At 62.7% G+C, this 23950-nt stretch carries 20 protein-coding genes; 11 read left to right on the top strand and 9 right to left on the bottom strand.

Translation table 11 applies throughout. The annotated features are described in order from the left end of the window. Positions 1 to 35 precede the first annotated feature (35 nt). The 6 genes from coxB to AC0NID_RS15790 all read left to right on the top strand — a co-directional run bounded on the left by coxB (position 36) and on the right by AC0NID_RS15790 (position 6200). Positions 36 to 1016, top strand: coding sequence for a cytochrome c oxidase subunit II (coxB, locus tag AC0NID_RS15815; protein WP_473453820.1), 981 nt, complete (start codon positions 36 to 38; stop codon positions 1014 to 1016). After that, complete coding sequence (gene ctaD, locus AC0NID_RS15810; RefSeq protein WP_473453821.1) at positions 1013 to 3529, top strand: cytochrome c oxidase subunit I; 2517 nt, start codon at positions 1013 to 1015, stop codon at positions 3527 to 3529. Before coxB ends, ctaD begins: the two co-directional genes overlap by 4 nt. 7 nt (positions 3530 to 3536) lie before the next feature. Beyond that, positions 3537 to 3917, top strand: a complete 381-nt coding sequence (locus tag AC0NID_RS15805) for a hypothetical protein (protein WP_473453822.1) — start codon at positions 3537 to 3539, stop codon at positions 3915 to 3917. Beyond that, positions 3914 to 4537, top strand: a complete 624-nt coding sequence (locus tag AC0NID_RS15800; RefSeq protein WP_473453823.1) for a cytochrome c oxidase assembly protein — start codon at positions 3914 to 3916, stop codon at positions 4535 to 4537. Before AC0NID_RS15805 ends, AC0NID_RS15800 begins: the two co-directional genes overlap by 4 nt. Further along, positions 4537 to 5631, top strand: a complete 1095-nt coding sequence (locus AC0NID_RS15795; protein WP_473453824.1) for a c-type cytochrome — start codon at positions 4537 to 4539, stop codon at positions 5629 to 5631. Before AC0NID_RS15800 ends, AC0NID_RS15795 begins: the two co-directional genes overlap by 1 nt. Before the next feature lie 104 nt (positions 5632 to 5735). Beyond that, positions 5736 to 6200 carry a hypothetical protein gene (locus AC0NID_RS15790; protein ID WP_473453825.1) on the top strand — a complete coding sequence of 155 codons (465 nt, stop codon included), beginning with the start codon at positions 5736 to 5738 and terminating at the stop codon, positions 6198 to 6200. 69 nt (positions 6201 to 6269) lie between these two features. On the opposite strand, the gene AC0NID_RS15785 is transcribed toward AC0NID_RS15790, so the two are convergent. From AC0NID_RS15785 to AC0NID_RS15775, 3 genes are all read right to left on the bottom strand, one after another. Next, complete coding sequence (locus AC0NID_RS15785) at positions 6270 to 7400, bottom strand: GNAT family N-acetyltransferase (RefSeq protein ID WP_473453826.1); 1131 nt, start codon at positions 7398 to 7400, stop codon at positions 6270 to 6272. After that, the gene (locus tag AC0NID_RS15780; protein ID WP_473454041.1) at positions 7397 to 8392 is read right to left on the bottom strand and encodes a sterol desaturase family protein; all 996 of its coding nucleotides are present in this window, start codon (positions 8390 to 8392) and stop codon (positions 7397 to 7399) included. The genes AC0NID_RS15785 and AC0NID_RS15780 overlap by 4 nt, the downstream gene beginning before the upstream one ends. Before the next feature lie 241 nt (positions 8393 to 8633). After that, complete coding sequence (locus AC0NID_RS15775; RefSeq protein WP_473453827.1) at positions 8634 to 10559, bottom strand: heparinase II/III family protein; 1926 nt, start codon at positions 10557 to 10559, stop codon at positions 8634 to 8636. A 114-nt stretch (positions 10560 to 10673) separates the two neighbouring features. On the opposite strand from AC0NID_RS15775, the gene AC0NID_RS15770 reads away from it, so the two are divergent. Beyond that, positions 10674 to 11915: a glycoside hydrolase family 5 protein gene (locus tag AC0NID_RS15770; protein ID WP_473453828.1), complete on the top strand. Its 1242-nt coding sequence runs from the start codon at positions 10674 to 10676 to the stop codon at positions 11913 to 11915. Positions 11916 to 12008: 93 nt separating this feature from the next. On the opposite strand, the gene AC0NID_RS15765 is transcribed toward AC0NID_RS15770, so the two are convergent. Further along, on the bottom strand, positions 12009 to 13127 hold the full coding sequence (locus tag AC0NID_RS15765) for a glycosyltransferase family 4 protein (protein ID WP_473453829.1): 1119 nt from the start codon (positions 13125 to 13127) through the stop codon (positions 12009 to 12011). A 153-nt stretch (positions 13128 to 13280) separates the two neighbouring features. Here AC0NID_RS15765 and AC0NID_RS15760 point away from each other — a divergent pair, with 153 nt between their 5' ends. Next, on the top strand, positions 13281 to 14720 hold the full coding sequence (locus AC0NID_RS15760) for a lipopolysaccharide biosynthesis protein (RefSeq protein ID WP_473453830.1): 1440 nt from the start codon (positions 13281 to 13283) through the stop codon (positions 14718 to 14720). Between the two features lie 97 nt (positions 14721 to 14817). Here the strand turns inward: AC0NID_RS15760 and AC0NID_RS15755 are convergent, their stop codons facing one another. The 3 genes from AC0NID_RS15755 to wecB are packed head-to-tail and all read right to left on the bottom strand — an operon-like array spanning position 14818 to position 18102. Then, positions 14818 to 15621 (bottom strand): WecB/TagA/CpsF family glycosyltransferase, encoded by an 804-nt coding sequence (locus AC0NID_RS15755; protein WP_473453831.1) that lies wholly within the window; start codon positions 15619 to 15621, stop codon positions 14818 to 14820. Continuing rightward, positions 15618 to 16955 carry a UDP-N-acetyl-D-mannosamine dehydrogenase gene (wecC, locus tag AC0NID_RS15750; protein ID WP_473453832.1) on the bottom strand — a complete coding sequence of 446 codons (1338 nt, stop codon included), beginning with the start codon at positions 16953 to 16955 and terminating at the stop codon, positions 15618 to 15620. The genes AC0NID_RS15755 and wecC overlap by 4 nt, the downstream gene beginning before the upstream one ends. Further along, a complete protein-coding gene (gene wecB, locus AC0NID_RS15745) occupies positions 16948 to 18102 on the bottom strand; it encodes a non-hydrolyzing UDP-N-acetylglucosamine 2-epimerase (RefSeq protein WP_473453833.1) in 1155 nt (384 codons plus the stop codon). The genes wecC and wecB overlap by 8 nt, the downstream gene beginning before the upstream one ends. Before the next feature lie 197 nt (positions 18103 to 18299). Here wecB and AC0NID_RS15740 point away from each other — a divergent pair, with 197 nt between their 5' ends. Further along, complete coding sequence (locus AC0NID_RS15740) at positions 18300 to 19742, top strand: glucosamine inositolphosphorylceramide transferase family protein (RefSeq protein WP_473453834.1); 1443 nt, start codon at positions 18300 to 18302, stop codon at positions 19740 to 19742. Between the two features lie 18 nt (positions 19743 to 19760). On the opposite strand, the gene AC0NID_RS15735 is transcribed toward AC0NID_RS15740, so the two are convergent. Beyond that, positions 19761 to 21041 carry a VpsF family polysaccharide biosynthesis protein gene (locus AC0NID_RS15735; RefSeq protein ID WP_473453835.1) on the bottom strand — a complete coding sequence of 427 codons (1281 nt, stop codon included), beginning with the start codon at positions 21039 to 21041 and terminating at the stop codon, positions 19761 to 19763. 29 nt (positions 21042 to 21070) lie between these two features. Continuing rightward, positions 21071 to 21367, bottom strand: coding sequence for a hypothetical protein (locus tag AC0NID_RS15730; RefSeq protein ID WP_473454057.1), 297 nt, complete (start codon positions 21365 to 21367; stop codon positions 21071 to 21073). 154 nt (positions 21368 to 21521) lie between these two features. Between AC0NID_RS15730 and AC0NID_RS15725 the strand changes: the two genes are divergently transcribed. Together AC0NID_RS15725 and AC0NID_RS15720 are read left to right on the top strand one after the other, a co-directional pair. Further along, a complete protein-coding gene (locus tag AC0NID_RS15725) occupies positions 21522 to 22826 on the top strand; it encodes a GumC family protein (RefSeq protein ID WP_474033451.1) in 1305 nt (434 codons plus the stop codon). Positions 22827 to 22834: 8 nt separating this feature from the next. After that, positions 22835 to 23941, top strand: a complete 1107-nt coding sequence (locus AC0NID_RS15720; RefSeq protein ID WP_473453836.1) for a glycosyltransferase — start codon at positions 22835 to 22837, stop codon at positions 23939 to 23941. Positions 23942 to 23950 lie beyond the last annotated feature (9 nt).

Here is a 23950-nt window from a genome sequence, read left to right as displayed (position 1 = left end):
CCCCTCTCGCCGGTTTACCGCGGAGGGGTTGGAAAATGGGTCGATATTTCAGCCTATCCGCTGCCTCGTTATTGCTCGCGAGCGGCTATGCCGGCGCCCGGTCGGTACTTGAGCCCGCGGGAGAGGAAGCGCAGCAGATAGCCGTACTGTTCTGGGTGATGCTGAGCGGCGGCGCGCTTATCTGGCTGGGCGTGGTCGCCCTGCTTCTTCATGCAGCCCTGTTCAAACGCCACGGGGTGAACGACAGGTCTGCCGGCAGGGTCATCCTTTGGGGCGGCGTAGTCTTTCCGTCGGTCACGCTTTGTGCCCTGCTGGCCTATGCACTGTGGCTGATGCCTGGCCTTCGGCCTTTTACCCAGGCGATGGGCTCCACCGCCCTGCGGATCGAAATCACCGGCAGGCAGTTCTGGTGGGAAGTCGTCTACCACCCACCTCAGGGGCCGCCAATCGCTTCCGCCAACGAGATCAGGCTGCCGGTCGGCGAACGGGTCGAATTGGCCCTGAAAAGCGCCGACGTGATCCATTCCTTCTGGATACCACCGCTCGGCGGCAAGATGGACATGATTCCCGGCCGCACCAACAGGCTTTCGCTCACGGCGACGAAACCCGGTATCTTCCGCGGCCCTTGCGCGGAATATTGCGGCACGTCCCACGCACTGATGGCATTCTCGGCCGTGGCGATGGAGCCCGAAGCATTCCGGTCCTGGCTGGCCGGCCAGGCAAATCCCGCGAAAAGCGCAGACGCGAGCGGCGGCGCGCTTTTCCTGCGCCATGGCTGCGGGTCGTGCCATTTCGTCGCCGGCACCGATGCGCGCGGCCTGATCGGCCCGGATCTTTCGCATCTCGGTTCCCGCGTAACAGTCGGAGCAGGCATCCTGCCCAACACCGAAGACGCCATCGCCCGCTTCATCGCCCGGCCCGAACTGGTCAAGCCCGGCTCCAGGATGCCGGCTTTCGACATGTTGCCGCCGGACGACATCCGCGCCATGGCGGCCTGGCTGAGGGGTCTGCAATGAGCGCTGCGATCAAGGAGCGTTCGCGGAAGGATTACAAGGCGCAGGAAGAACGGCTGCGCGCCGTCTGGGCCAATCCGGCGGGCTGGCGCTACTGGACCTCGGTGAACAATTACCAGATCGGCCTCTGGTACGGCTCGGCGGCCTTCGTCTTCATGCTGTTCGCCGGCGCGCTCGCGCTCCTCATGCGCCTGCAGCTCGCCGTGCCCGACAACGACTTCCTGTCGGCCGACCTCTTCAACCAGGCTTTTACCCTGCATGGCACGGTGATGATGTTCCTGTTCGCGGTGCCGATCTTCGAGGCAGTCGCGATCTTCCTGCTGCCGCCGATGCTGGGCGCGCGCGAGATGCCGTTCCCGCGCCTCGGGGCCTTCGGCTTTTGGAGCTTTTTCCTCGGCGGCATCTTCGTCTGCGGCTCGATCTTCTTCAATGCGGCGCCGTCCTCGGGATGGTTCATGTATCCGCCGCTCGCCACCGACAAGGAGCTCTCCGGCATCGGAGCCGACATCTGGCTGCTCGGCCTCTCCTTCATCGAGGTCGCGTCGATCGCGGCCGCTGTCGAGCTGATCGTCGGCATCATGAAATGCCGCGCGCCCGGCATGCGCATCAACCTGATGCCGCTCTTCGCCTGGTACCTGCTGATCGTTGCGGGGATGATCCTGTTCGCCTTCCCGCCGTTGATCGCCGGCGATCTCTTGTTCGAGATGGAACGGATGTTCGGCTGGCCGTTCTTCGACGCGGCGCGCGGCGGCGACCCGCTGCTCTGGCAGCATCTGTTCTGGATCTTCGGCCATCCGGAGGTCTACATCATCTTCCTGCCGGCCATCGCGCTGATGGCGATGATCGTGCCGACCTTCTCCCAGCGTCCGATCGTCGGCTATTCCTGGATCGTGCTCGCGGCAGTGGGGACGGGGTTCCTCTCGTTCGGCCTGTGGGTGCACCACATGTTCGCGACAGGCTTGCCGCAGATCTCGCTGGCCTTCTTCTCGGCGGCATCCGAGGCGGTGGCGATCCCGACAGGTGTGCAGATCTTCGTCTTCATCGCCACCATGCTCGCCGGCCGGGTAATCTTCACGACCCCGATGCTGTTCGGAACCGGAGGGCTGGCGATCTTCGTCATCGGTGGACTGACGGGCGTGATGGTGGCGCTCGCGCCTTTCGACTGGCAGGCGCACGACACCTATTTCGTCGTCGCGCATCTTCACTACGTGCTGATCGGCGGCATGCTTTTCCCGGTCGTGGCCGGGCTCTATTACTACTACCCGCTGATCGAGGCGAAGAAGCTCTCCGACCGTCTGGGGCGCCTCGCCTTCTGGCTGATGTTCTGCGGCTTCAACATCGCCTTCTTCCCCATGCATCTGAGCGGCCTGCGCGGCATGCCCCGACGCGTCTTCACCTATCCGGCCGAAATCGGCTGGGACTGGCTGAACCTGATCTCGACGGCCGGAGCCTTCATCTTCGCGGCAGGCGTGCTGGTGGTTGTCTTCGACGTGCTCAGGCCGAAGCACCGGGAGCCACGCGGCGAAGTCAATCCGTGGAACGCCGGCACGCTGGAATGGATTTCCGAGCCGGAGGAGAACTGGGGCGTCCGCTCGATACCCATCGTGCGAAGCCGGTATCCGCTCTGGGACCAGGAGGACCTTGCCCGCAAGGTCAATGAAGGTCGCTATTACCTGCCCGACGCGGAAGAAGGACAGCGCGAAGGCCTGGTCACCTCCGTGCTCGACGCCGACCCAATCCAGGTGCTGCGCGTCGGCGGCACGTCCCATGTCACCATCGTCTCGGCTCTCTCACTCGGGGCCGCTTTCATCGCGCTTACCTTCCACTGGTGGATCGCGACGGCGCTGGCCGCAATCATTTGCCTTTGCGCCGTCATCTACTGGCTCTGGACGGGTACGGCCGAAATCCCCGAGAAGCCGGAAAAGGACGTTGGCCTGGGCCTCAGCCTGCCGCTTTATGCCTCCGGCCCGGATTCGGTCGGCTGGTGGGCGATGTTCATCACCATGGTGGGCGACGGCACGGCCTTCGCCAGCCTCGTCTTCGGCTATTTCTTCTACTGGACGATCCACGCCGACTTCACCGCGGGGATTGCCGGGCCTGATGCGGTATGGTCGCTGGCGGCTGCCGTCCTGTTTGCTGCAGCGTGGGGCCTGATGGTGGCGGCCCGCACGTTCAACAGGCGCGGCGCCACACCCGCTATGCGCGGCTTGCTTGTGCTGTCCCTGCTAACGACCGCCGCCGCATCCGCCGCAGGCTTTGCGGGACCGTGGTCTCCCGGCATGGACCCGACGAGCCACGTCTATCCCGCAATCGTGTGGATCCTTGTTATTTGGGTGCTCGCCCACGCGGCGGTCGGCGCGCTCATGCAGGCCTATTGCCTGGCGCGCTCGCTGGCTGGCCGGCTGACGCCGAAGCATGACATGGATCTAAGCAACGTGGTGCTCTACTGGCATTTCCTGCTGGTCACCGCCGTCATCACCTTCGCCGTCATCGGCCTCTTTCCGGCAGCGATGTGAGGCGGCGATGCGGCTCATCCCGAAAGAGGTCGAAACGCTCTGGACGCTGTTTACCGCGCCCGTGGTGTGGATTGCGCATTTTCTCGTTTGCTACATAGGCGCGGCGATCTATTGCGCCAAACCCGAGCTTGTGGGGCTGAGTTTCAGCGCTGTGCGTGCGGGCATCGCCGCCGCCACTGTGATCGCTCTCGCACTGATCGCGCTGTCCGCATGGCTCGCCTGGCGGCAGTGGGGCTTCGGCACCGATGATCCGCCCCATGACGATCCGACGAGCCGGGACCGGTCCCTGTTCCAGGGCTTCGCGACACTGCTGCTCTCGGGTCTGAGCTTCATCGCCGTAATCTTCACCGCAATGCCCGCGTTGTTCCTGACGGAGTGCATCCGGTGAGACGAGCCAGTTTCATCCTCGGCCTCTTCGTCCTCGCCCTGATCTGGTTCGGACCGTTGCTCGACGTCTGGCGGGGTTCGTTCTCGGCGCATATGCTGGCGCATATGGGAGTGGTGGCGATTGCCGCACCGCTGATAGCGATTGGAATCCCGCTCAGTCCAAGACCAGACGCAAGCAGGGCGTTCGCGATCGCCCTCCCCGCGTCCGTCGTCGAACTCATCGTCGTCTGGTCCTGGCATGCGCCGGCCTTGCGGGCTCTGGCGGAAAGCTCGCTGTTCGCCACCGCCGGCGAGCAGGCCACGTTCCTCGCCGCCGGTCTGTTCTTGTGGCTGGCCTGCCTGCCGCGCCGCGGCTCGGACGCCGCAGGCAATGCCGCCGGCGCCTTCGCCCTGCTCCTCACGTCCATCCATATGACCTTGCTCGGCGCACTGCTGGCGCTGACCCCGAGGCCGCTCTATGGCGCGGACGAGGTCAGCTGCTTCGGCGTTTCTCTTTCCGCGCAGCAGGATCAGGAGCTTGGCGGCGTGATCATGCTTCTGGTCGGCGCAGCGGTCTATCTTGCCGGCGGCGTAACGCTTCTTGCGCGAATGCTCACCACCCCGCCGCGGGAGACGGTCTGATGCATATCAGCTGGAAGAAACTCGCCATCGCGCTTGCCATTCTGCCCTTCGTCGTGATGCTGGCAGCCTGGATCGGCTTTTTCAATGTCGGGGCCTCAAGCGGCCACTGGAAGATCACGGAGTGGTTTCTCCATTTCGCCATGCGATCGGCTGTGCGCACCTATGCACTGGCGGTCGAGGTTCCCGCGGCTCTGCCGCGCCACGCGATCCAGCCGGCCGCCGGGCATTTCGCGCGCGGCTGCGCCATCTGCCACGGCGCGCCAGGCGAGCCGCGATCTCCTGTCGTCGAGAGAATGCTGCCGCAGCCGCCTGATCTTGCCGGAACCGTCGGCGAATGGACCGACGCGCAGCTTTTCCGCATCGTCAAGCACGGCGTGCGCTTCACCGGCATGCCCGCCTGGCCAACGCAGGAACGCGACGACGAGGTCTGGGCGATGGTCGCCTTCTTGCGCGAACTGCCGTCGATGGACGAAGCCACCTATCGTGACCTCGCCTATGGAGAAAAGCTTGCGCCTCCGGCAGACGCTGCCGGAACCCTGAGACAAGTGCTCGCGGATTGCGCCCGCTGCCACGGCGAGGACGGCCTCGGGCGCGGTCCCGCGATCCCCATTCTCGCCGGGCAGAGCGAGGCCTACCTCCTTGAAAGCCTGCGTGCCTATGCGCAGGGAGGCCGGACAAGCGGGATGATGGGCCTGCCCGCCACTGCGGCGGGGCCTCGGTTCTGGCCGGACCTGGCCAAGCATTTCGCCGCGCTGCCGACGACGCAGCCGGGCGGCGCCGGCGATCCCGCGCTTGTCCGGCGCGGCAGGGAAATCGCTGAGAGGGGCGTGAGGGAGGCCAGCGTGCCGGCCTGTCTCGGCTGTCACGGAAGACGGGACCGCAGCCCACTCTATCCCTCCATCGCCGGCCAGCCCGAGCGTTACATCGAGGCGCAGCTTGGGCTGTTCAGGGCGGGAAAGCGGGGCGGAACGCGCTTCGGCCATCTCATGGCTAATGCAGCCAAAGGCCTGGGAGACGACGACATCCGCGCGCTTGCGGTCTATTTCTCCCTGTCGGCCGCTCCGGCTGCAACCGGAGTGCAATCAGCGCGTTAGGCATTTTTCCGCCGCTTCGAGGTTCTGTGAAAAAGTGCTTGCCGCCCTTCTGATCGTCCTTTTCGTCGTCGCTCCTGAGACGCGATCGACGCTTTGACCGGTTCGTGCTGGCCGGCGGCCTGATTGGGAAAGAGCCAACCGTTGCCACCCATCGTACGGGAAAGGAGAAGCCGATGCAGAGATTTGATCCAAAGCGCATTCAAAAGTACACGAGCGATGGGGCGACCGAATGGATGGAGCATTCCGGATTCTCGTTGGCCGATGTGGTCAACGAAGACGAGGCGCCTGCCGCGAAACTCGGCGCGCTGGGTTTTACACGCTCGCCAAAGGGGGCTTCGAGCCAGTTCCAGTTCGAATATGATGAGGTTCTTGTGGTAACCAAGGGCCGGTGCACGGTGCGAAGCCACGGCGAAGCGCTGACTGCGACCCCCGGTGAAGCGATCTACTTGCCAGCGGGCGTGGCCGGCGAGATCGTGGCGGATGACGATCTGGAAATCGTCTATGTCGCCTCATCGCCTTATGGCGCCGTGAACCGGCAGGCCAAGGCTGAACTGTTGAGGAAGACATGACCATCTTGGCCGCTACCGCTTCGCACGGGTCCCCGGACACACGGCGTTCTGGCGGCAATCAAACTGAAGTCAAGGTGTCGGTACCAATCCGCGCCCCCGTACATGCCGGACCGTCTGACGCATATGATCGGCGAGGGAAGCAAGCGAGCCTTGCGCCGTGCGCGTGCCGAGAACCGATTGCAGGACAACACCCTGCGTTGCGAACTTGTGCTTGAACGACTCGGCGCCACAGAGGAAATCGACCGTGCCGAGGCCGTGATCGATCGACCACTGTATATAGTCCATCATCAGGATCATGCCCGGCGACGCCTGGCCGAAATCCGGATCGAAGGTGGTCACGAAAGCCATCATGGTGTGGTGCTGGACGAAATTGATGGAAACCGCGACCATCGCGCCATCGCATTCAAGTACGAAAATGTGCAGCACGCCGGCCTGCGCCAGCGTGTCGACGAGTGCCGCGAGCACCGGCGCTCCCTCTTCGAAAAGCTGGGATTCTCGCTTGTGCCGCACCAGCCATCTGCGCTTCAGGGCAGCGAGCCGGTCCAGGACCGGCTGCAGCGGCTCGTCGGGCGCAAGCAGGCGAAATTTCACTTCTCCGGCTTCTTCCAACGTCTTGACGCCGCGCCGATAGTTCTGCCGCGTCTTTTTCGACTGCGCCGCCAGCCACGCGGCTCCGCTCCCCCACTGTCCGGTGACGCGATAACTGATTTCCTCTCTGTGATTGGGGCGCAGCCTGATGCCGCTGGCGGTATCCGGAGTGAAAATTCTGCGGGCCGCCGCACCCGGCAACAGACGATTGAGAAAGGCAAGATCGAAGCCACCGGCGTCACAGATCTGGGCCCATACGTCCCGCAGGGCCGACAGCGAGCATTCCGGAGCGACGAGAATATCCCCGTAATCGGTATAGCTGCCGGCCGCCCATTCGAGAAACCGCAAGCCTTTGCGCTTGCCGATCGCCAGGGGAACGACAGCAACGAGCCTGTCGCCGTTCCAAACCAGGCCGATCCGCAGCGCGCGCTGGTCACGATCGGCTACGGTACTCCACCATGCCGAAATCCAGGCATGACTCTGAAAGATCAGCCCGTCGGTGCGATGCCAAAGATGCATCCAATCGGCTTCGACCGCGGCCAGGCGATCCGCCGAACGGACAATTTCCAGGCGCTCTGCGCTCGAAGCGTCGATCGGAACAATGGTGTTCATGAAGGGGGATGATCCTGTGGCTGAGCGATGACATCGGGACGCCTCTGAAACAGTCGGACGACATGCCCGCCCATCTTCTTGAGCGGCAGGATGTAAAGCCCAAAGAGCGATTGATAATCGCGCACATCCCGATCCATCAGGCCAAATTTGAGGTCTTCATTCGGATCCGGGACGAAGTGCGTTCCGAAGAGGCGATCCCAGAACGAAAAAAGCAGGCCAAAATTCTTGTCGTAATGGCGAGGGTCGATGCTGTGGTGCACCTGGTGCCAGTGCGGACACAAGATGATGTTGTTCAACGGGCCGAAGGAGATCTTGAAATGGGTGTGGCGAACAAAGTCCATCATCAGGATGTTGCGGATGACATAGACGTTGATGCCGAAGATGGCGATCTCCATCGGATCGAGCGCGATCAGGCTCCAGATGCCGAAGCAGACCCCCGGAATGACGCCATCCCAGATACGGTTCATCAGGTCATCCAGCGGATGAACCCGATCCTTGGTGATTCCCACCATGACTTCGGCCGAATGATGAACTTTGTGCAACTCCCACAGGAACGGGAAGCGGTGCTGGGCGACATGGTAGATGTAATACGAAATATCGTAGGCGATCAGCATGGTTGCGGTGAAGATGACGATCGTCACCGGTCCGGCCGGGCCGCCGACGAGCGGCGCCTGGATATCGAAAAGCCAGCCGACTGCCTGGTTTGTTCCATAGCCCACGGCGGCAACGAAGGTGACGCCGGCAGGGATGAGCAGGAAAGGCATCATCGCGCGTTTTGTGACCCAAAATAGAACATCCGCTCGCGCCGACGGGTGCAGGATGACTTCCGCCGGGAAGGCGAAATCGAAAAAATCCCTGAAGGATTTATGCTCGACAGTTCGCCAGTAAGCGACCACCGCGCTCCCCAATGCCGTGAGGAGAAGCAGGCCGAGAGTCAGAAAATTGATGTTCGAGAGCTTTTCCCCAATCACTCTGGCAAGTTCAAAAAACATCGGTGCGGTGGCTCCTGGGTCGTGAGAAGGCGATCCGGCGGACTGCAAAGCAAAAGAAATGCCAAACTCACCGCATGTTGCCTGCAACCAGGTGGTTTCTGCGTATGGAACGGGCAAAGCATGCCGGATCGCGCCAAACTAGCAGGTCAACCGTAACAAAACCGCTAAATGTCCGAACGTAATTAATGTCGAATATGGCTGGAACACCGGAAGCGGCCGCTGTGTTTGCGGACGCCGGTCCCTATCTTTGCGGCGGGGGAATTGCCGCGAGGATCTTGATCCCCTCTTCGCCCACTTCGCCACGCCAGACGATGCGTTCGGCCGGCAGCCTGGCGCCAAAACTTGGTGAAACCCAGCCGCCCTGCCCCGGTGCGTCGCCGCCGGCGCGGATGTCGAGCGCAGCGTCCGGAAAGCGGATGGTCATCAGCGGCTCATCGCCTCGCAGCACCATCACCGTGTTTCCGTCCTGGTTGGCGCCGATACCGGTTGCGAGCTGGAAGACGATTTCGGCCACGCGCCTGCCGCCGAGCAGTTGGTCGATCACGAGGATCCCGTCGGCCTGTTGCATCACGGTGCGCTGATGCACGACGCCGAAGCGGCTTTTATATCCATCATGCCGGGCGCGCAGCTTCCAATGCGTCCCCGGCTCGCTCCCCATCCTTGGCTCGCTCTCGATCAACGCCGCAACCGCCTTGTGCGACCAGTTGAACTGCCCGGCGATGATGCTTTGGCTTTTGCCCTCGATGTTCAGCGTGTTGTGGGCCGGCGTCGAGCGGAACCAGTCGCGCCAGACGCCCCCCGAACCGTAGAGCCAGGTGCCGGGGTCGACCAGCACCGGCTCGCCATCGATGCACAGGGTGAGCGACAGCGCGTCGGCATGGCCGTGAGCCGCTATCGAGAGAAAGCCGAGCGGGCCGTGGTCGAATGTCAGATCGATGCTGCGGTCATTCATCTCACCGCGCCAGACGGAGAGCCCGCCGTGCGTGAACGTTTGCAACCCATGCGGCACCGGCGCCGGTTCCGACGGCGTGCCAAAGAAAAGCGCACGAAAATCGTCTGGCTCCGCGGCGTCGCCCGGCATCCGTAAAAAGCCATGGATGGCGGCGGCCACGGATTGGATATAGCCCGGCTCGTCTCCCAGCGTCAGTACGCGGCCTTCATCGTTGTCGCCAAAGCTGGCGGCCTTCGATGGGAGCCAGCCGACGAAATTGGCGAATGCCGCCAGCCGCGCTTCGACCGGCGAAGGAAACGGCGTTCCGGCATGGCGCGCCGCCGCAGCGCACAGCAAGATGAGTTCGGCCGTGAAGGCCGCGTAGGTCGGGGTTTGCTCGGCACCGGCGCCATCGGCGAGTATCTGCTTGTGCACCTCGGCCTGGAGGGCGTTGCGGACAGCGCCGGATCCGGCCCCTAACGCCAGGCAGATCAGATACTCGCCAGCCAGTTCCGCGACGAGATGGTTGTTGGCGGAGGAGAACCGGGACGGGAACCGCGGCAGCCAATAGGCGCTTGCCGCCAGTATTTCACCCACTTGCTGCCGTGTCGCCGCGCCGACCCGGTCGCCGACGAGGTCCATGGTGACAATCAGGCTGATGGCTCGCAGCGCTACCTCGATGCCGGAAGCCCAGCCGACCCCGCGAAACGGCGGGTTGGCGCGATGCCAACTGTCGATCGCCGCCTCGACGGCCATTCGGGACTGATCGTCACCGGCGAGAAGCAGGTGGGCGGCAAGCGGCGGCAACTGCTGCAGCCGGTTGATCTCCCAAACATATTTTACATCGCCGCGGTCGTCGCGATGGCGAAAATCGATATCGAAAGTATAGGTCTCTGGCCCCGGCCAAAGCCTGCCGGTCACCGGATCGAGGCGCCAAAGCTCGAGAGGAAACAGCCGATCGGAGTCACGCCGTGGCCATGTCAGCCCAAGTGCGGAAAACTGGCCCCCAAGCGTGCCTTGCACCGCCGCCGCTATGGCTTGCCGTTGTGCCGGCGCCGCAGCCAGCACGGCGTCGCGCAATTCACGCAGCACCGGATGCAACTGAGGAGAAGCATAGCGCTCCCAGCCGTCGTCGCGGCGGCGCGAGGCGATCCTTCGACGCTGTTCGCCCAGCCGGTGTAACACCTCGGCCGGCTCCATGCTGCGCAACCGGTTGATGTACCAGCCGATTCTCATACGCGCTCCGCCAAGGTTTCGATTCTTATACCATGCTGTCGAATAGCCGCGCCGCGGCAATCCTCTTTTCCGCACCTGCGGTTAATATCTTGGGCCATGATGCGGAGAGTGGCGATGAGAAGGATGGCGTGTGTTGCGGCGTGGGTGCTCGGCATGGCGGTAGCAGCCGGCGCTGCGCCGATCCCGCTCCACCGCGGCGTCGGCGTGCATGAATGGCTCAACTGGTCGCCGGTGGAGAACGATGGATCCTACAGTTGGCCGCCCTACCGCAGCGAGGATGAGTGGCGCGCCGGACACAGGCCGCTCACCGATTGGCCAGGCGGCGACGAATTTGCGCGCGTTCGATCGATGGGGTTCGACTTCGTCCGGCTGAGCGTCGACCCCGGTCCTCTGCTTGCCAGCGAGGGCGCCAAGCGAAAGCAGGCGCTGGATATACTTGCCGCCGCGGTCGAGCGGATAACGTCGGCCGGCCTCAAGGTTGTCTTCGACCTGCACGGCGTCACCCAGGTTCCGGCCTACAGCATGGAGATGATCTATGGCGGTGCCGACAGCGAGGGCGTTGCCCGCTATCGCGAAATGGTCGTGGCGGTCGCCACCATGCTGGTCGAGGTCGGCACCGACAAGGTAGCCATCGAACCCTATAACGAACCGGCATACTACCCCTGCGATTCGAGCGGAAGCGATGACTGGCAGCGGATCATGGCAGGCACGGTCCGCGATATTCGCGCAGTCAGCAGCGAGCTCACCATCGTCGCAACGGGCGCCTGTGGCGGCAGCACTGCCGGATTGGTCAATCTCAACCCGGGGTTTGACGATCCGAACCTCTACTACAGCTTCCATATGTATGAGCCGCACAGTTTCACGCACCAGCGGCCCGACGGGACAAACACCTTCGCCTCCGGCCTTCCCTGGCCGGCCGACAGCAGTTCGCCCGAAGTGGTGACCGAAACCCTTAAGGCGCAGATGGATGCCGCCGGCCTGAGCCCGGTCGAGCAGATGATGAACATGGTCGCGGCGCGTGAAGCAATCGCCCGATATTTCGAGCGGAATTGGGGCCCGAGCCAACTCGAGGCGAGCTTCCGTCAGGCGGTCGACTGGGCCGAGGCCAATGGCATTCCAGGCCGGCGGCTTTTCATGGGTGAGTTCGGCGTCATCCTCATGTCCACGGATGGCCGCAAGGGCGCGTTCGACGCTGACCGTCTGCGCTATCTCAAGGCGGTGTGCCAGCAGGCGGAACGCTTCGCGATCCCGTGGTCTGTCTGGGAATTCTCCAATCCCTATGGAATGAGCGTCATCCGGCCCGATGGGCCCGCGGACCCAGACTCCGAGATGTTGCAGGCACTGGGCCTGCCATAGCTGCTCGATATCGCGCCCGACGCGCAGCTGCTCGCCATGGGCCCACTTGTCTGCTAGGCGCAAGCTCAGGGTCTACGTCACGCTAGGACAGAGTCAGCGCTTGACCGGTTGAGCCTCTAACGCGACCGACCTCCAGACGTCGCAGATCGCGCCGACAAACGGTGCGAGCTCAAGCCGTTCCCTATGCACGGCCATCGCGGCAGCACCAAGCCTGGCCCTCAGTGCCGGATCTTCGACCAGCCGTGTCAGCGCCTCGGTCAATGCCGCAACATCGCCGGGCGGCACCAGCAACCCGGATTGCTCGTTGGTGATGATGTCCTCGACGGCGCCGACAGGCGTCGTCACCACCGCGAGGCCCGCGGCCATCCCTTCGATGACCGAGACGGGCAGGTTCTCGGCAAAGGAGGGCAGCACCAGAATATCCGCCGAAGCGATCAGCGACGCGACCTCATCGGGGCCGACCCAGCCGGGAAATGCAACGCGCTCGGCAAGGCCCAGTTCGGACGATCTCATCCGTGCCGCCTCGACTTCGCCATCGCCAGCGATCGTGGCGCGCCAATTCTTGATCGGCTTCATGCGGTGCAGCGTTTCCAGCAATTGCGGTACGCCCTTGCGGTCGCCGATGCGGCCGAGGAACAGGATATGCACATGGTCGCCGCCACCGACATGCGTCAAGGAGGGAACGGCCGTGGCGTTGGGAACGATGACAATATTGCCGGCTCCCCCCGGTGCCCGGCTGGCGACGAAGTCGCGCCAAAGCCCGCCCAAGACGATCACCCGACCGGCGTGTTCGAACAGAGCTCTGATACGGCGGCTCATGAAACTACGATCGTCTTTCCAGAATGTCTGATACTGCGCCCCGTGCAAATGCAGGACATAGGGTATCGACAGCAGCCGTGCGCAGGCGGCGATCACCATCTTGCGATAGGTACTGCCGGAGACCGATATATTGATATGAATGACATCGGCGCGTCTCGACAAACGTGCCGCAAGCATCCGCAAGCAAAAGTCGAACATGTAGAAGATCGAAAGCCCGACATACCCCGGGCCGCGGCTGGCGAGGAAGCGTACATCGATGTCGGCGATCTCTTGCCGTTCGAACTCCTGCTTCAACGCCCCCATGATGCGGTCGATGCCGCCCTGCCCCGAAACACCCGAGGGCGTCGCGACAAGGACGTGCACTTTTCGATTGTGGGCAAGACGCTGCAACATGATTCCTTTTTCGGAAATACAAAGCAAAGGTTTCAAATAAGGTTTACGACGAATCCGTTAGTTCAAACTGAATCTGTTCACCCTTTGCCGTCATCGCGCTGGATTTTCCGCCGGTCGACGATTAATCGAAGGCGAAATTTCCGGGAACAACCCTTGCTGCTCCGCTCCACGCTCATCTATGCCCCGGCGATCCTGCTGACGCGAATCTCCGCGCTGCTCCTGCTGGTGATCGTGACGCGGTTGATCGACCAGACCGAGTATGGCCTGCTGACCCTTGTGGTGACCGTAGGCGAAATGACCGACCTTGCCGTCACCAATTGGCTGCGCATCGCCTTGCTCAGGCTTGGCGGCAAAGGCGATATCAGCCGCGGCAGCCTGATACTGGCCGGACAGGTATTGCTTGTCAGCACGGCACTGGCGCTGATGGTGTCCGTGGTCGCCTCGGCAGTGATCGTGCCGGAGCGCTGGGTCGAGTTCGCGATCGCCGTCTGCGGCTACCTGATCGCCGGTTCCATCGGCCGCTTCGCGTTGACGGTGCTGCAGATGCAGCAGCGTCATTCGGTCTATTCGATGCTCGAATTCCTGCGCGCCCTGCTGCAGCTCGCGCTGCCGATCGGCGCCATCGTCCTGTTTCAGGATTCCTTTCTGACGGTATCGCTCGGCTCGAGCCTCGGCGTGCTGACCGCCGGTATCGCGGCGGGCATCATGGCGTCCCGGCGCGTCGTTGCCGGTCCGCCACGTTTCACCCAGAAGGAGTTCTTTGGCCTCGGTGTGCCCCTGGTCATCATGGCGCTGGTAGGCTTCGGCCTCCACAGTGCCGAGCGTCTGTTCCTCAAGGTCTATTACGATGCCGGCGCCGTGGCGATCTTCGCCGCGGCCTATGTGCTGGCCCGCCAGCCGATCGACATGGTCGCCAATTCCATCAACATGGGCGCCTTTCCCGAGGTGGTCAGCCGGTTCGACGACGAGGGACCCGCGGCGTCGGGCAGGTTGCTGTCGCAATTGATGGCCTTGATGATCCGCCTTTGCCTGCCGGTTGCGGCGATGCTGGTCGCACTCAGCAGCGACATCACGCAGCTTCTGCTGCCTTCCGTATATCACGGCCGCTTTGGCCTGCTCTTTCCGATCATCGCCTTCAGCGTGCTGTGTGCCAACCTCGCGAGCTTCGTCTACGGCACCGTGGTGCACGCGCACAAGCGGCCGTGGCTGCTGATCGTCGCCACTTCCTTCGGCTCGGTGACGACAATCGCACTGTCCGTGCTGTTGATCCCTCCGATGGCGGAGGTCGGCGCCGCTTTGGCGCTGGCGGGCGGATCGCTGGCGGGCCTTGTAGCCTGCATCATCATCGGCGAACGGCTCACGCCGGTGCCGGTGCCCTGGCGCGACATCGGCGTTTCGATCGTCATCTCGGTGGGCACGGGACTGGCCGCCGGCCTTGCCAGTGCTGTACTCGGCGATGTGCCGGCCATCTTCCCGCTCGTCGCGGGTGGAACCGCCGGCGCGGTGGTTTTCCTTGGGCTGACCTGGCTGTTCTACCCTGCCGCCGCGACGCACTTCGCAGCCAAGCTGAAGGCGCGGCTACGGCTCGCATAGACCGCGATGTCATCTTGAGTTTGCCGTGTCGTAGTCTTGGAAAGCGGTTCGGACTTCGGCCCGATGCCGTAGCCCTGTTTGTTGGCGTGGCCGCTGCTTATAGATCGACCTTTCGGCGCCCCCGACGGTCCCAGAACTCCCGGCACAGCAGCGCTGCGTAAGCAGTGTTGGTGTCATAGTAGCGGCGCCACAGGCGTCGCGGCTCCTGTGCCACGCGAAACAACCACTCGAGACCGGCCGCCTGAACCAGTTTCGGCGCCCGGGCGACCTTGCCGCCATAGACGTCGAAACTGCCGCCCACGCCCATGACGAAACTCGGAGCGAGTTCGTCACGATAGCGCTTGAGAAAGCGCTCCTTACGGGGCGTCGGCATCGCAACCAACAGGCAGTCGGCGCGCGAGGCGTTGATCGCCTCGACGATTGCAGCCTCGTCTTCCGGCTTGAAATAGCCATCGCGCATGCCGGCGACAACGAGGCTCGGATGATCCTTGGCAAGTCGCCTTTTCACCGCATCGAGAACGGATTGTTCGGCGCCCAGGAGGAAGGGTCTGTAGCCGCGCGTCGCGCACAGGCTCAGCAGATTGGTCATGATGTCGACGCCCGCTACCCGCTCCGGCAGCGCGACGCCGCAAAGACGCGCACCCCAAAGCACACCTTTGCCGTCGACGTTGATCACATCCGCCGTCGCCACATCCTCCCGCAGCTCGGCATTGTTGCGCATGTTCACAAGCTTGGCGACATTCACGACCACATGATGCAGCGGCCGTCGAAGCGTCATCGCCTCATCGGCGATGGCCAGCGTCTCGGCCATGGTCAGCGCATGGATCGGCGTGCCCAGGAACTCCCGGCGCCGTGACGCCAACAGGCGATGCTGCGCCCATGCCGGGTCGTGCGCGTTCATGCGGCCTCCCCCGCACTTGCAGGAAGTGCCAGGCGTTCGATTTCCGATTTCTTGCCTTCGATGCGTGCGTCGGGCTTGCGTGCCTTGCGCCAGGTCCACAAACCCCTTGTGTCGATGAGTTTCTTGTCCTTGAGCGCTTCGGGGTCGATCAGATTGAATTGCCGATGGTCGACCAGCAGGACGACGATATCGCACTTGTCGATGGCGGAAAGTGCATCGGTGAAGACGATGCCCTTGCCCTCGAGTTCATGCGGCAGCGCGTGCGTGTTGGGTTCGGCCGCGATGATCTTCATGTTGGGGATATCGGACAAGAGCTTCACCACCTCGACGGCCGGGCTCTCGCGCATATCGTCGATATTGGCTTTGAAGCTGAGGCCAAGACAAGCGATCGTCTGCTTGCGGGAAGGGTCGAGCAAAGCTTGGATATCCCTGACCACCGATAAGGGACGCTCGGAATTGATCCGGCGTGCCGAAGCCATCAACCGTGTACTGTTGGGCGCAGCGTCGATGATGAAATACGGATCGACCGCAATGCAGTGGCCGCCGACGCCGGGGCTCGGCTGGAGGATGTTCACGCGGGGATGCCGGTTAGCGAGATCGATCACCTCCCAGACGTTGAGCGACAGATCCTGGCACACCGCCGCAAGCTCGTTGGCAAAGGCGATATTGACGTCGCGGAACGCGTTCTCGGTCAGCTTCACCAGTTCCGCACTTTCGGCCTGGGTCATGAACAGGTCGCCGGTAACGAAGGTTGAATAGAGTGCCGCGGTCCGTTCCGACGACTTGCGCGACAGTCCGCCGATCGAGCGATCGTTGTTGATCAGCTCGGTCAGGACCTTTCCCGGCAACACGCGCTCGGGCGAATAGGCGACGAGGACATCGGCCCCTTCGCCATGCGTGACAGGAAATTTGAGATCCGGCCGCAATTCGGCAAGCAGTCCCGTCATGATGCGCGTCGTGCCGACCGGCGAAGTCGATTCCAGCACCACAAGGTCTCCCCGCTTCAGCACCGAAGCGATGCTTCGTGCCGCCGCGAGCACGTAGCTCACGTCAGGTTTGTGGTCGTCGGTCATCGGGGTCGGCACGGCGATGACATAGGCATCCGCCGGCTGCGGCGTGCTGAACGCCTTGAGCTTGCCGTTGGCTACGACCTTCTGGATCAAACCATCAAGGTCCGGCTCGACGATGTGGATTTCGCCGCGATTGACCTTCTCGACCACCGCTTCGTTGACATCGACGCCAATGACGTCGAGCCCGCGACTGGCGAAAATTGCACAGGTCGGCAGGCCGATATAGCCCATGCCGATAACGGAAACGGTCTTGATCTCAGCCATGATGCAGCAGTTCCTCAACGATCCGGTTGCCGGCCCGGCCATCGCCATATGGGTTGTGTCGTTCCGCCATGCCGCGGTAGGCGGCCTGATCGTCGAGCAGGCTGTTGGCATTGGACAGGATTTTCTCGATATCCGTGCCGACGAGACGAGCGGTACCCGCCGCGATCCCCTCGGGCCGCTCGGTATTCTCGCGCATCACCAGCACCGGCTTGCCGAGCGAAGGCGCTTCTTCCTGTACGCCGCCGCTGTCGGTCAGCACCAGATAGCTCTGCTTCTGCAGGAACAGGAACGGCAGATAATCCTGCGGGTCGACCAGATGGATGTTCGTCACGCCCCCCAGTTCCTCGTTGACCACGGAGCGCACATTGGGGTTGGGATGGACGGGATAGACGATCTGCACGTCCCCGCGCCCCGCCAATTTCTTCAGCGCCGCACAGATACGGTGGATGCCGCCGTCGAAATTCTCACGGCGATGACCGGTGACGAGGATCATTTTCTTGGCGGGATCGAGGAAAGGGAAATGGGCGGCGAGCTTCGCGTTCATCAACTTGTCGGCGTCGATCGCGCCGGAAAAATGCAACAGCGTGTCGATCACCGTATTGCCGGTCACGAAGATGGTGTTCGCGGCCTTTCCTTCGGCGATGAGATTGTCGCGCGCCTGGATGGTCGGCGCAAAATGCCAGGTAGCGATATCGCCGGCAATCTTGCGGTTCAGCTCCTCTGGAAAGGGAGAGTTGATGTCATGGCTGCGCAATCCCGCCTCGATATGGGCGACCGGAATGCGCTGGTAGAAGGCAGCCAGGGCCGCAGTCATCGCCGTGGTCGTGTCGCCTTGCACGAGGACGATATCGGGCTTCGCCTTCTCCAGCACTTCGGCCATGCCCAGGAGCACGCGCGAGGTCACGTCGAACAACGTCTGGCCGTGCTGCATGACGTTGAGGTCGTGATGCACCGGCAGGCCAGTCAGTTCGATAACCTGGTCGACCATCTCGCGGTGCTGGCCTGTGATGCATGTCTCGGTAGCAAACCCTGGATGGGCAAGTGCCGCACGCACCACCGGAAAGCATTTGAGCGCCTCAGGCCTTGTGCCGAACACGATCAGCAATTTTTGCCTGAACGGCGGTTTAGGACGTGAAAGGACGTTCATTGCTGATCCTGGTCGCCAATAGGGGGCGCGACCTGCTGATTCGCCACAAGAGCTCTAATAGCGGCAGAAGCCGCCTTCGTGACCTTAAATCTTAATGTATGATTAACGATCAAACCCGCGCTCCCCCGGGTAACTCTTATGAAAGACCGAACCGGTAGGTATCCTGGCAGAGTAGTCTTGAAAAAGAATATATTCGATTGACTAATATTTTAATCATCGGCCACGCCGACGGGTCTCGGCGCTGGGAAATAGAGCTTCTGGTGCGGTTGAAAGCGGCTGGTCACGTGGTTTCGAGTTGCCACGCGTCGGCGCCTGCGCCGATCGCACGCGGGCTTGATAAAGTGCTGGCGATCGAGAGCCGACGGTTCGGTCCCTCACTGGCGAGCCAATCCAAGCCGTTGCCGTCAGGCGATTCCGGTCCCGCCGATCTTGTAGTCGATCTCACGGCCACTGCCGCAGGACGAGGCACACCCGTCCTGACGCTCGAATTTTGCGGCCGCAGCACCTTTCCCGCCGGTGTGGCCGAAATGCTGGCGAGCGGGCGTTTGCCGGAACTTGCCGCCCGCCTCGATGGCGTTGCAGTCGCCCGGGGGCGACCGATGCTCAGTGACCGGCTTTGGTTGTCTCGCAGCTGCAACGACCTGCTCGCCGGGGCCATCTCGCTGGTTGTGCAAAGCGTCGCCCGTTTTTCCGCGGGCGAACTTGTGCCCATTGCCGATGGCCCGGCGCCGACCCAGGCGACCGGCGGTTTTGTCCGGCACTATCTGCCCTTCTTCTGCAGGGGGGTGGTCGATCGCGCTGTGCAAAAACTAAGACTTGGGCGACGCCCCTTCTATTGGCAGGTTGCCTATCGGCTGATCGACGGGCCAGGTGTCGCCGAAACCGGGCATCTCGGCGGTACGCCGTTCACCGTCCTTGCGGACGATGGCCAGCGATTCTATGCCGATCCCTTCGTCCTCGAGCGGGATGGCCGCTACTATCTGTTTGTCGAGGAATTTCGCTACGCTGCGGGCCGCGGAGTGATTTCTGTCGCCGAACTGGGCGACGATGGCGCTTTCGGCGTACCGAGGGTGGTGCTGGAGGAACCGCACCACCTGTCGTATCCGCAGGTCTTCGCTCACGCCGGCGAGATTTTCATGATCCCCGAAAGCAGCGCGGCGCGCGAACTTGTGCTCTACCGCGCCGCGCAGTTTCCAGATCGCTGGGTACGCGACACCGTGCTGATGACGGACAAGGATTTCAATGATGCCACGCTGCTCGAAGCCGATGGGCGCTTCTGGCTGTTGGGGACGGAGCGGTTCGGTTACGGCAGCGCCTCGGATACGATGGCCGTCTATTGCGCACCCTCGCTGCGCGGGCCATGGGTGGCGCATGCGCTCAATCCCATCGCCGTCGACCACTCGGCCACTCGGCCCGGCGGCGCCTTTATCCGCCAGGGCGAAGCTCTGGTGCTGCCGGTGCAAAACGGGTCGAGAGCCTATGGCGGCGGTTTGGGGTTGATGCGGCTTGATCGGCTTGACGATTTCGATGTCCGTTTTGCGCCGCCTCGCGTGATCGGCACGGGGCCGGCATGGGCCCGCACGGGCATCCACACGCTTAACCGCGCGGGTCGTGTCGAGGTTGTGGACAGCGCCGGCTGACGCGCCTGGAGCCTGCGCCTATCCGAGCCGATCCAGTTTCGGCGCGGATGCGACCGCGGCCGAAGATGTGCCCATCGGCCGGTATCTATACGGCGCGTTTCTATAGGCAAGCAACAACACCACGATTATCGTGATCTCCGGCGATTTTGACGAGAGCGCGTTATTCGACAGCGCGGCAAGCAAGAACGTCATGGTGCCGACCCATGCAGGCAGCGGCGCCGCGCGCAGCAGCCGAAAAACGAACCAGAATATCAGCACGGTAAAGAGCACGGCGATGGGCAGGCCGAAGAGCATGATGATGACCACCGGCGCGCTCTCGATGTAGGGCAGATGCAGCTTCTCGTTGACGATCGCCAGGAGGTCGTCGACGTTCATGCCAAACAGGATGTCTTTCCAGCTGACAAGTCCGAACACCTGGTAGATCGTCACCCGCGCCATGAAATTTTCGTCGAAGATCGTGTTGCCGAATCGATTCAGCAGCCCGCCCGAAAACAGTATGGCCACCAGCGCCGCGCCGCCCGCCAGGGCGAACAGCAGCACGACAGCCTTGGCCTGCCGCTGGTGCCTGGGCGTCAGGCGCGGCCAAGGCACGAACATCAGCAGAATGAGGGTTTCGCAGGCAGCGAGCATCAGGGCGGCGCGAGCGCCTGACGCGGCACAACCGACGAGCAACACGAGGATCGATACCACCCGCACCCATATGCGCCAGCGTGTCAGCGGGACGAATCCGATGGCTGTGGCGCAGAGCGCGCCCAACGCCAGCGGGTGCGCCGATAAGCCGATTGGCCTGAACTGCAATTCCCTGAGACCGTAAGGCAGAAATCGATGTTGAGTCACCGCTTCGATCGTACCGATCACGGCGCTGAGGATCACCATTCCAAGCACGACGTCGCCCAATGCCCGCCGTGCATCCGCATTCAAGGCCAACATCAACAGGCCCGCGGCGCCCGCCACCAGATAGGTATCGATGATGAACCCCGAGGAGCCCGCCCGGCCTGTGATGAACAGAAACGGCACTAGCGCGAACATCAGCGCAGAATAAAGCAGCAAAGCCTTGAATATTCCGATTTCGTCGCCCTGCAGCAGAAATGGTCGGCTGAAAAGAACGAGAGGAAGCAGCAGAAAGATGGCATAGGTGCCGAAATGCAATTTCTCGTAGAACGAGCCCCCCTGAGCCGTATAGTCGACGACCATGTTCATCATCTGCGGCGACACGGTGAAGCGGAGCAGGAACGCGAGGGCTGCGCAGAGGAAAAACAGAAGCGACAGCGCGTTCTGACGACGCGCCTGGCTGGACAACAATCGTTCCGATGCGGCAGCGGGATAGCTCATGGCCGATCCAGGTGGAGATATTCAAACGGCATTCTGGCCAACGAGGTCCATTCACGAGCCCGCCGAACGGACGCGGCGCCTGAATCGGCAAAATATGCGAACTTGGAAAATGAGATGTTAACGATCTTTCTGTAGTGCTGGCCCGCGTAGCGAATAACAAGAGTTAGCATCATGTCCGCCGCTTCCGGCACTCCCCCTTCCTCTGCGGCGGATTCCGATATCAGCGCACTTGAGCGGATTGCCAATGCGCGGCGCGCTAGCAGGGCAAGGCTGCAACAGGATGCCCCGGTCATGGCACGCACCTCCGGACCTGTCATGCCGCACACACCCGAGCCTGTCGCGACCGATCCGGTCCCTACGGTAACGCTCGACAAGATCGGCGATTTCCTCGAGCTCGATTTTCGACGCCTGTTTGTCTGGCTGCGTGCCGGCCTCGTCGTGGCATGCATGCTGGCAGTGGCCGGCGGCGTCATCGGCGCCGCCTATGGGCTGCTGAGCAAACAGCGTTATACCGTTACGACGGAAATCCTCATCAATCCTGCCAATTTGCAGGTTGTGGAAAACGATCTCTACTCGCAACCGGGCCAGGTCGATAGCCAAATACTCAACACACGCAGCAAGCAGCGCATCCTGACCTCGGGCAACGTGCTTGCACGTGTGGTGGACGAACTCGGTCTGGCCAACGATCCGGAGTTTTACGACCCGGACCGCGCCGCCTCGGCGTCTGGCGCTGGGGTGAGTGGCACCAAGTCCGATCCGAAGCTTATCGCCCAGAAGAGCCTGGCGGAGCGGGTCGACGTCTCCGCGGATGAAACGTCGTTCGTCACAACCCTGTCGGTATCGGCGGAAACCACCGGCAAGGCGATCCTGATCTCGAAAGCCATGGTCAAGGCTTTCCAGGAGGAACTGGCCAAGGCGGAAGCTGCTGGTGCCAGCCGCGCCGCGGCTGCGCTTGACGGCCGGCTCGGCCAACTCAAACGCGACGTGCAGGCGGCCGAAGAGAAGGTCGAGAGCTACAGGCGCAGCCACAACCTGTCCTCCAGCAATGGCCAGCTTGTCAGCTCGCAGACGATGACTCAGCTCAATAGCGAAATTGTAGAGGCGCAATCGCGCGCAATCGCCGCGCAGGCGAGTTACGACGCCTTGGTTGCCTCCGGCGTCAATGGCGCCAACCCTGACCCCACGGTTTCGGAAGCACTCGCAGTGCTGCGCGACAAGGCAAACGGCCTGCGGCAGCAAATCGATTCACAATCCATGACCTTCGGTCCGCGCCACCCGACGATCGTCAGGCTGAGGACGGAATTCGAAACCGTCAGTTCTCAACTCAGGTCGGAGTTCTCCCGCACGGTCGGCACGGCAAAAGTCAACCTTGACAGGGCAAAGGCTTCATTGGCTTCTCTCAACGCCAAGATGAACGATCTGAAGAGCAATGTTTTCACCGACAGCGAGTCCCAGGTCGCCCTGCGTGAGCTTGAACGCGATGCCGCCTCGAAGAGGGCCGTTTACGAAAGCTTCCTGTCACGCGCGCGTCAAATCACCGAGCGCGAGCAGATCGACACCACGAATGTGCAGGTGATTTCCACCGCGGTGCCGCCAAAGGGGCGCTCGTGGCCGCCACGCACCCCCCTGGTTGCCGGCATGGGGGCCTTCGCCGGCTTTGCTCTAGGCATGCTGCTCGCCATTGCCATGGGCATCGTGCGTGACATGCGCCAGCCGCCGAATCGATCAGGCATCGCCGTCAGTCGAGCCTGAATCCAGGCATGCCAAAGCGCATTGTCTTTCACATTGCCAGTCTCAGGGGCGGCGGCGCCGAACGTGTCTTCGTCCTCATGGCAAATGAATTGGCGTCCCGTGGGCACGATGTCACGCTTTTTACCTGGAACGCGGAAGGACCTAACGCTGCGCTGCGCTCGCCTGCCGTGCATCTGGTCGATTTCGGCCTTCCCATCCGGGGCGAGGGTTATGGCAAATGGGCGACGCTGAAAGGCGTCGTGCGAAGCGCACGTCTGTTCAACCGCCTTGGTCCCCATGCAGTCTATAGCGCCCCGGAATTCGCCAACCTGGTCGTGGCGCTGGCGCTTCTGTTGGCGCGCAGCCGAGCGAGGTTCTTTCCAAGTTTCCACGCGGCCGCCTCACTGCCTTCCAGTGGTCTCGGCGCAAGAATGGCGGTCTGGCTTTCCACGCTGGTTGCAGCGCGCGCAACCAAAGCCATTGCCGTCTCGGCGGGTGTCGGCCGCGATATCGTGGCCCGCGGCTTCCCCAGATCCAAGGTTGTCGTCATCAACAACCCGCTGCCGCCGGCCGTGGCGCTCCAGGGACATTCCCATGCCTGGCAGGCAAAGCTGGCGGCGATGGGCGATGGGCCGGTCATCGCCACCGCCGGACGCCTGGTGCCGGTCAAGGATCATCGGACCTTGCTCCGGGCCTTCGTCATGCTGCGTGCCGGCCGCCGCGCTCGGCTTGTCATCTTCGGCGAAGGCCCGCTGGCTGCCGAGTTGCGCGCCTATGCCCAGGAATCCGGTATAGGGGCCGATGTGCTGCTTGCTGGCTACGTCAACGATCCCACGGCCTGCTACGCCGCAGCCGATCTGTTCGTCCTTTCCTCCACGAGCGAGGGCTTTGGCAATGTGTTGGTCGAGGCGATGGCTGCCGGTGTGCCCGTGGTCTCCACGGATGCGCCGCATGGCCCGCGCGAGATTCTCGACGACGGTCGTTTCGGCGCCTTGGTGCCGGTTGGCGATGCCGAGGCCCTGGCAAAGGCGATGGCTGAGATGCTGGACCACCCCACTTCTACCGCCATCCTGAAGAGCAGGGCAGCGGACTTCGAAGTCGAAAAGATCGGAGATCGATACGAAGCGCTGCTCTAGCCAGGGACT

The organism is Mesorhizobium sp. WSM4821 (assembly GCF_055901555.1).
This window is presented reverse-complemented; position numbering and strand designations above follow the sequence as displayed.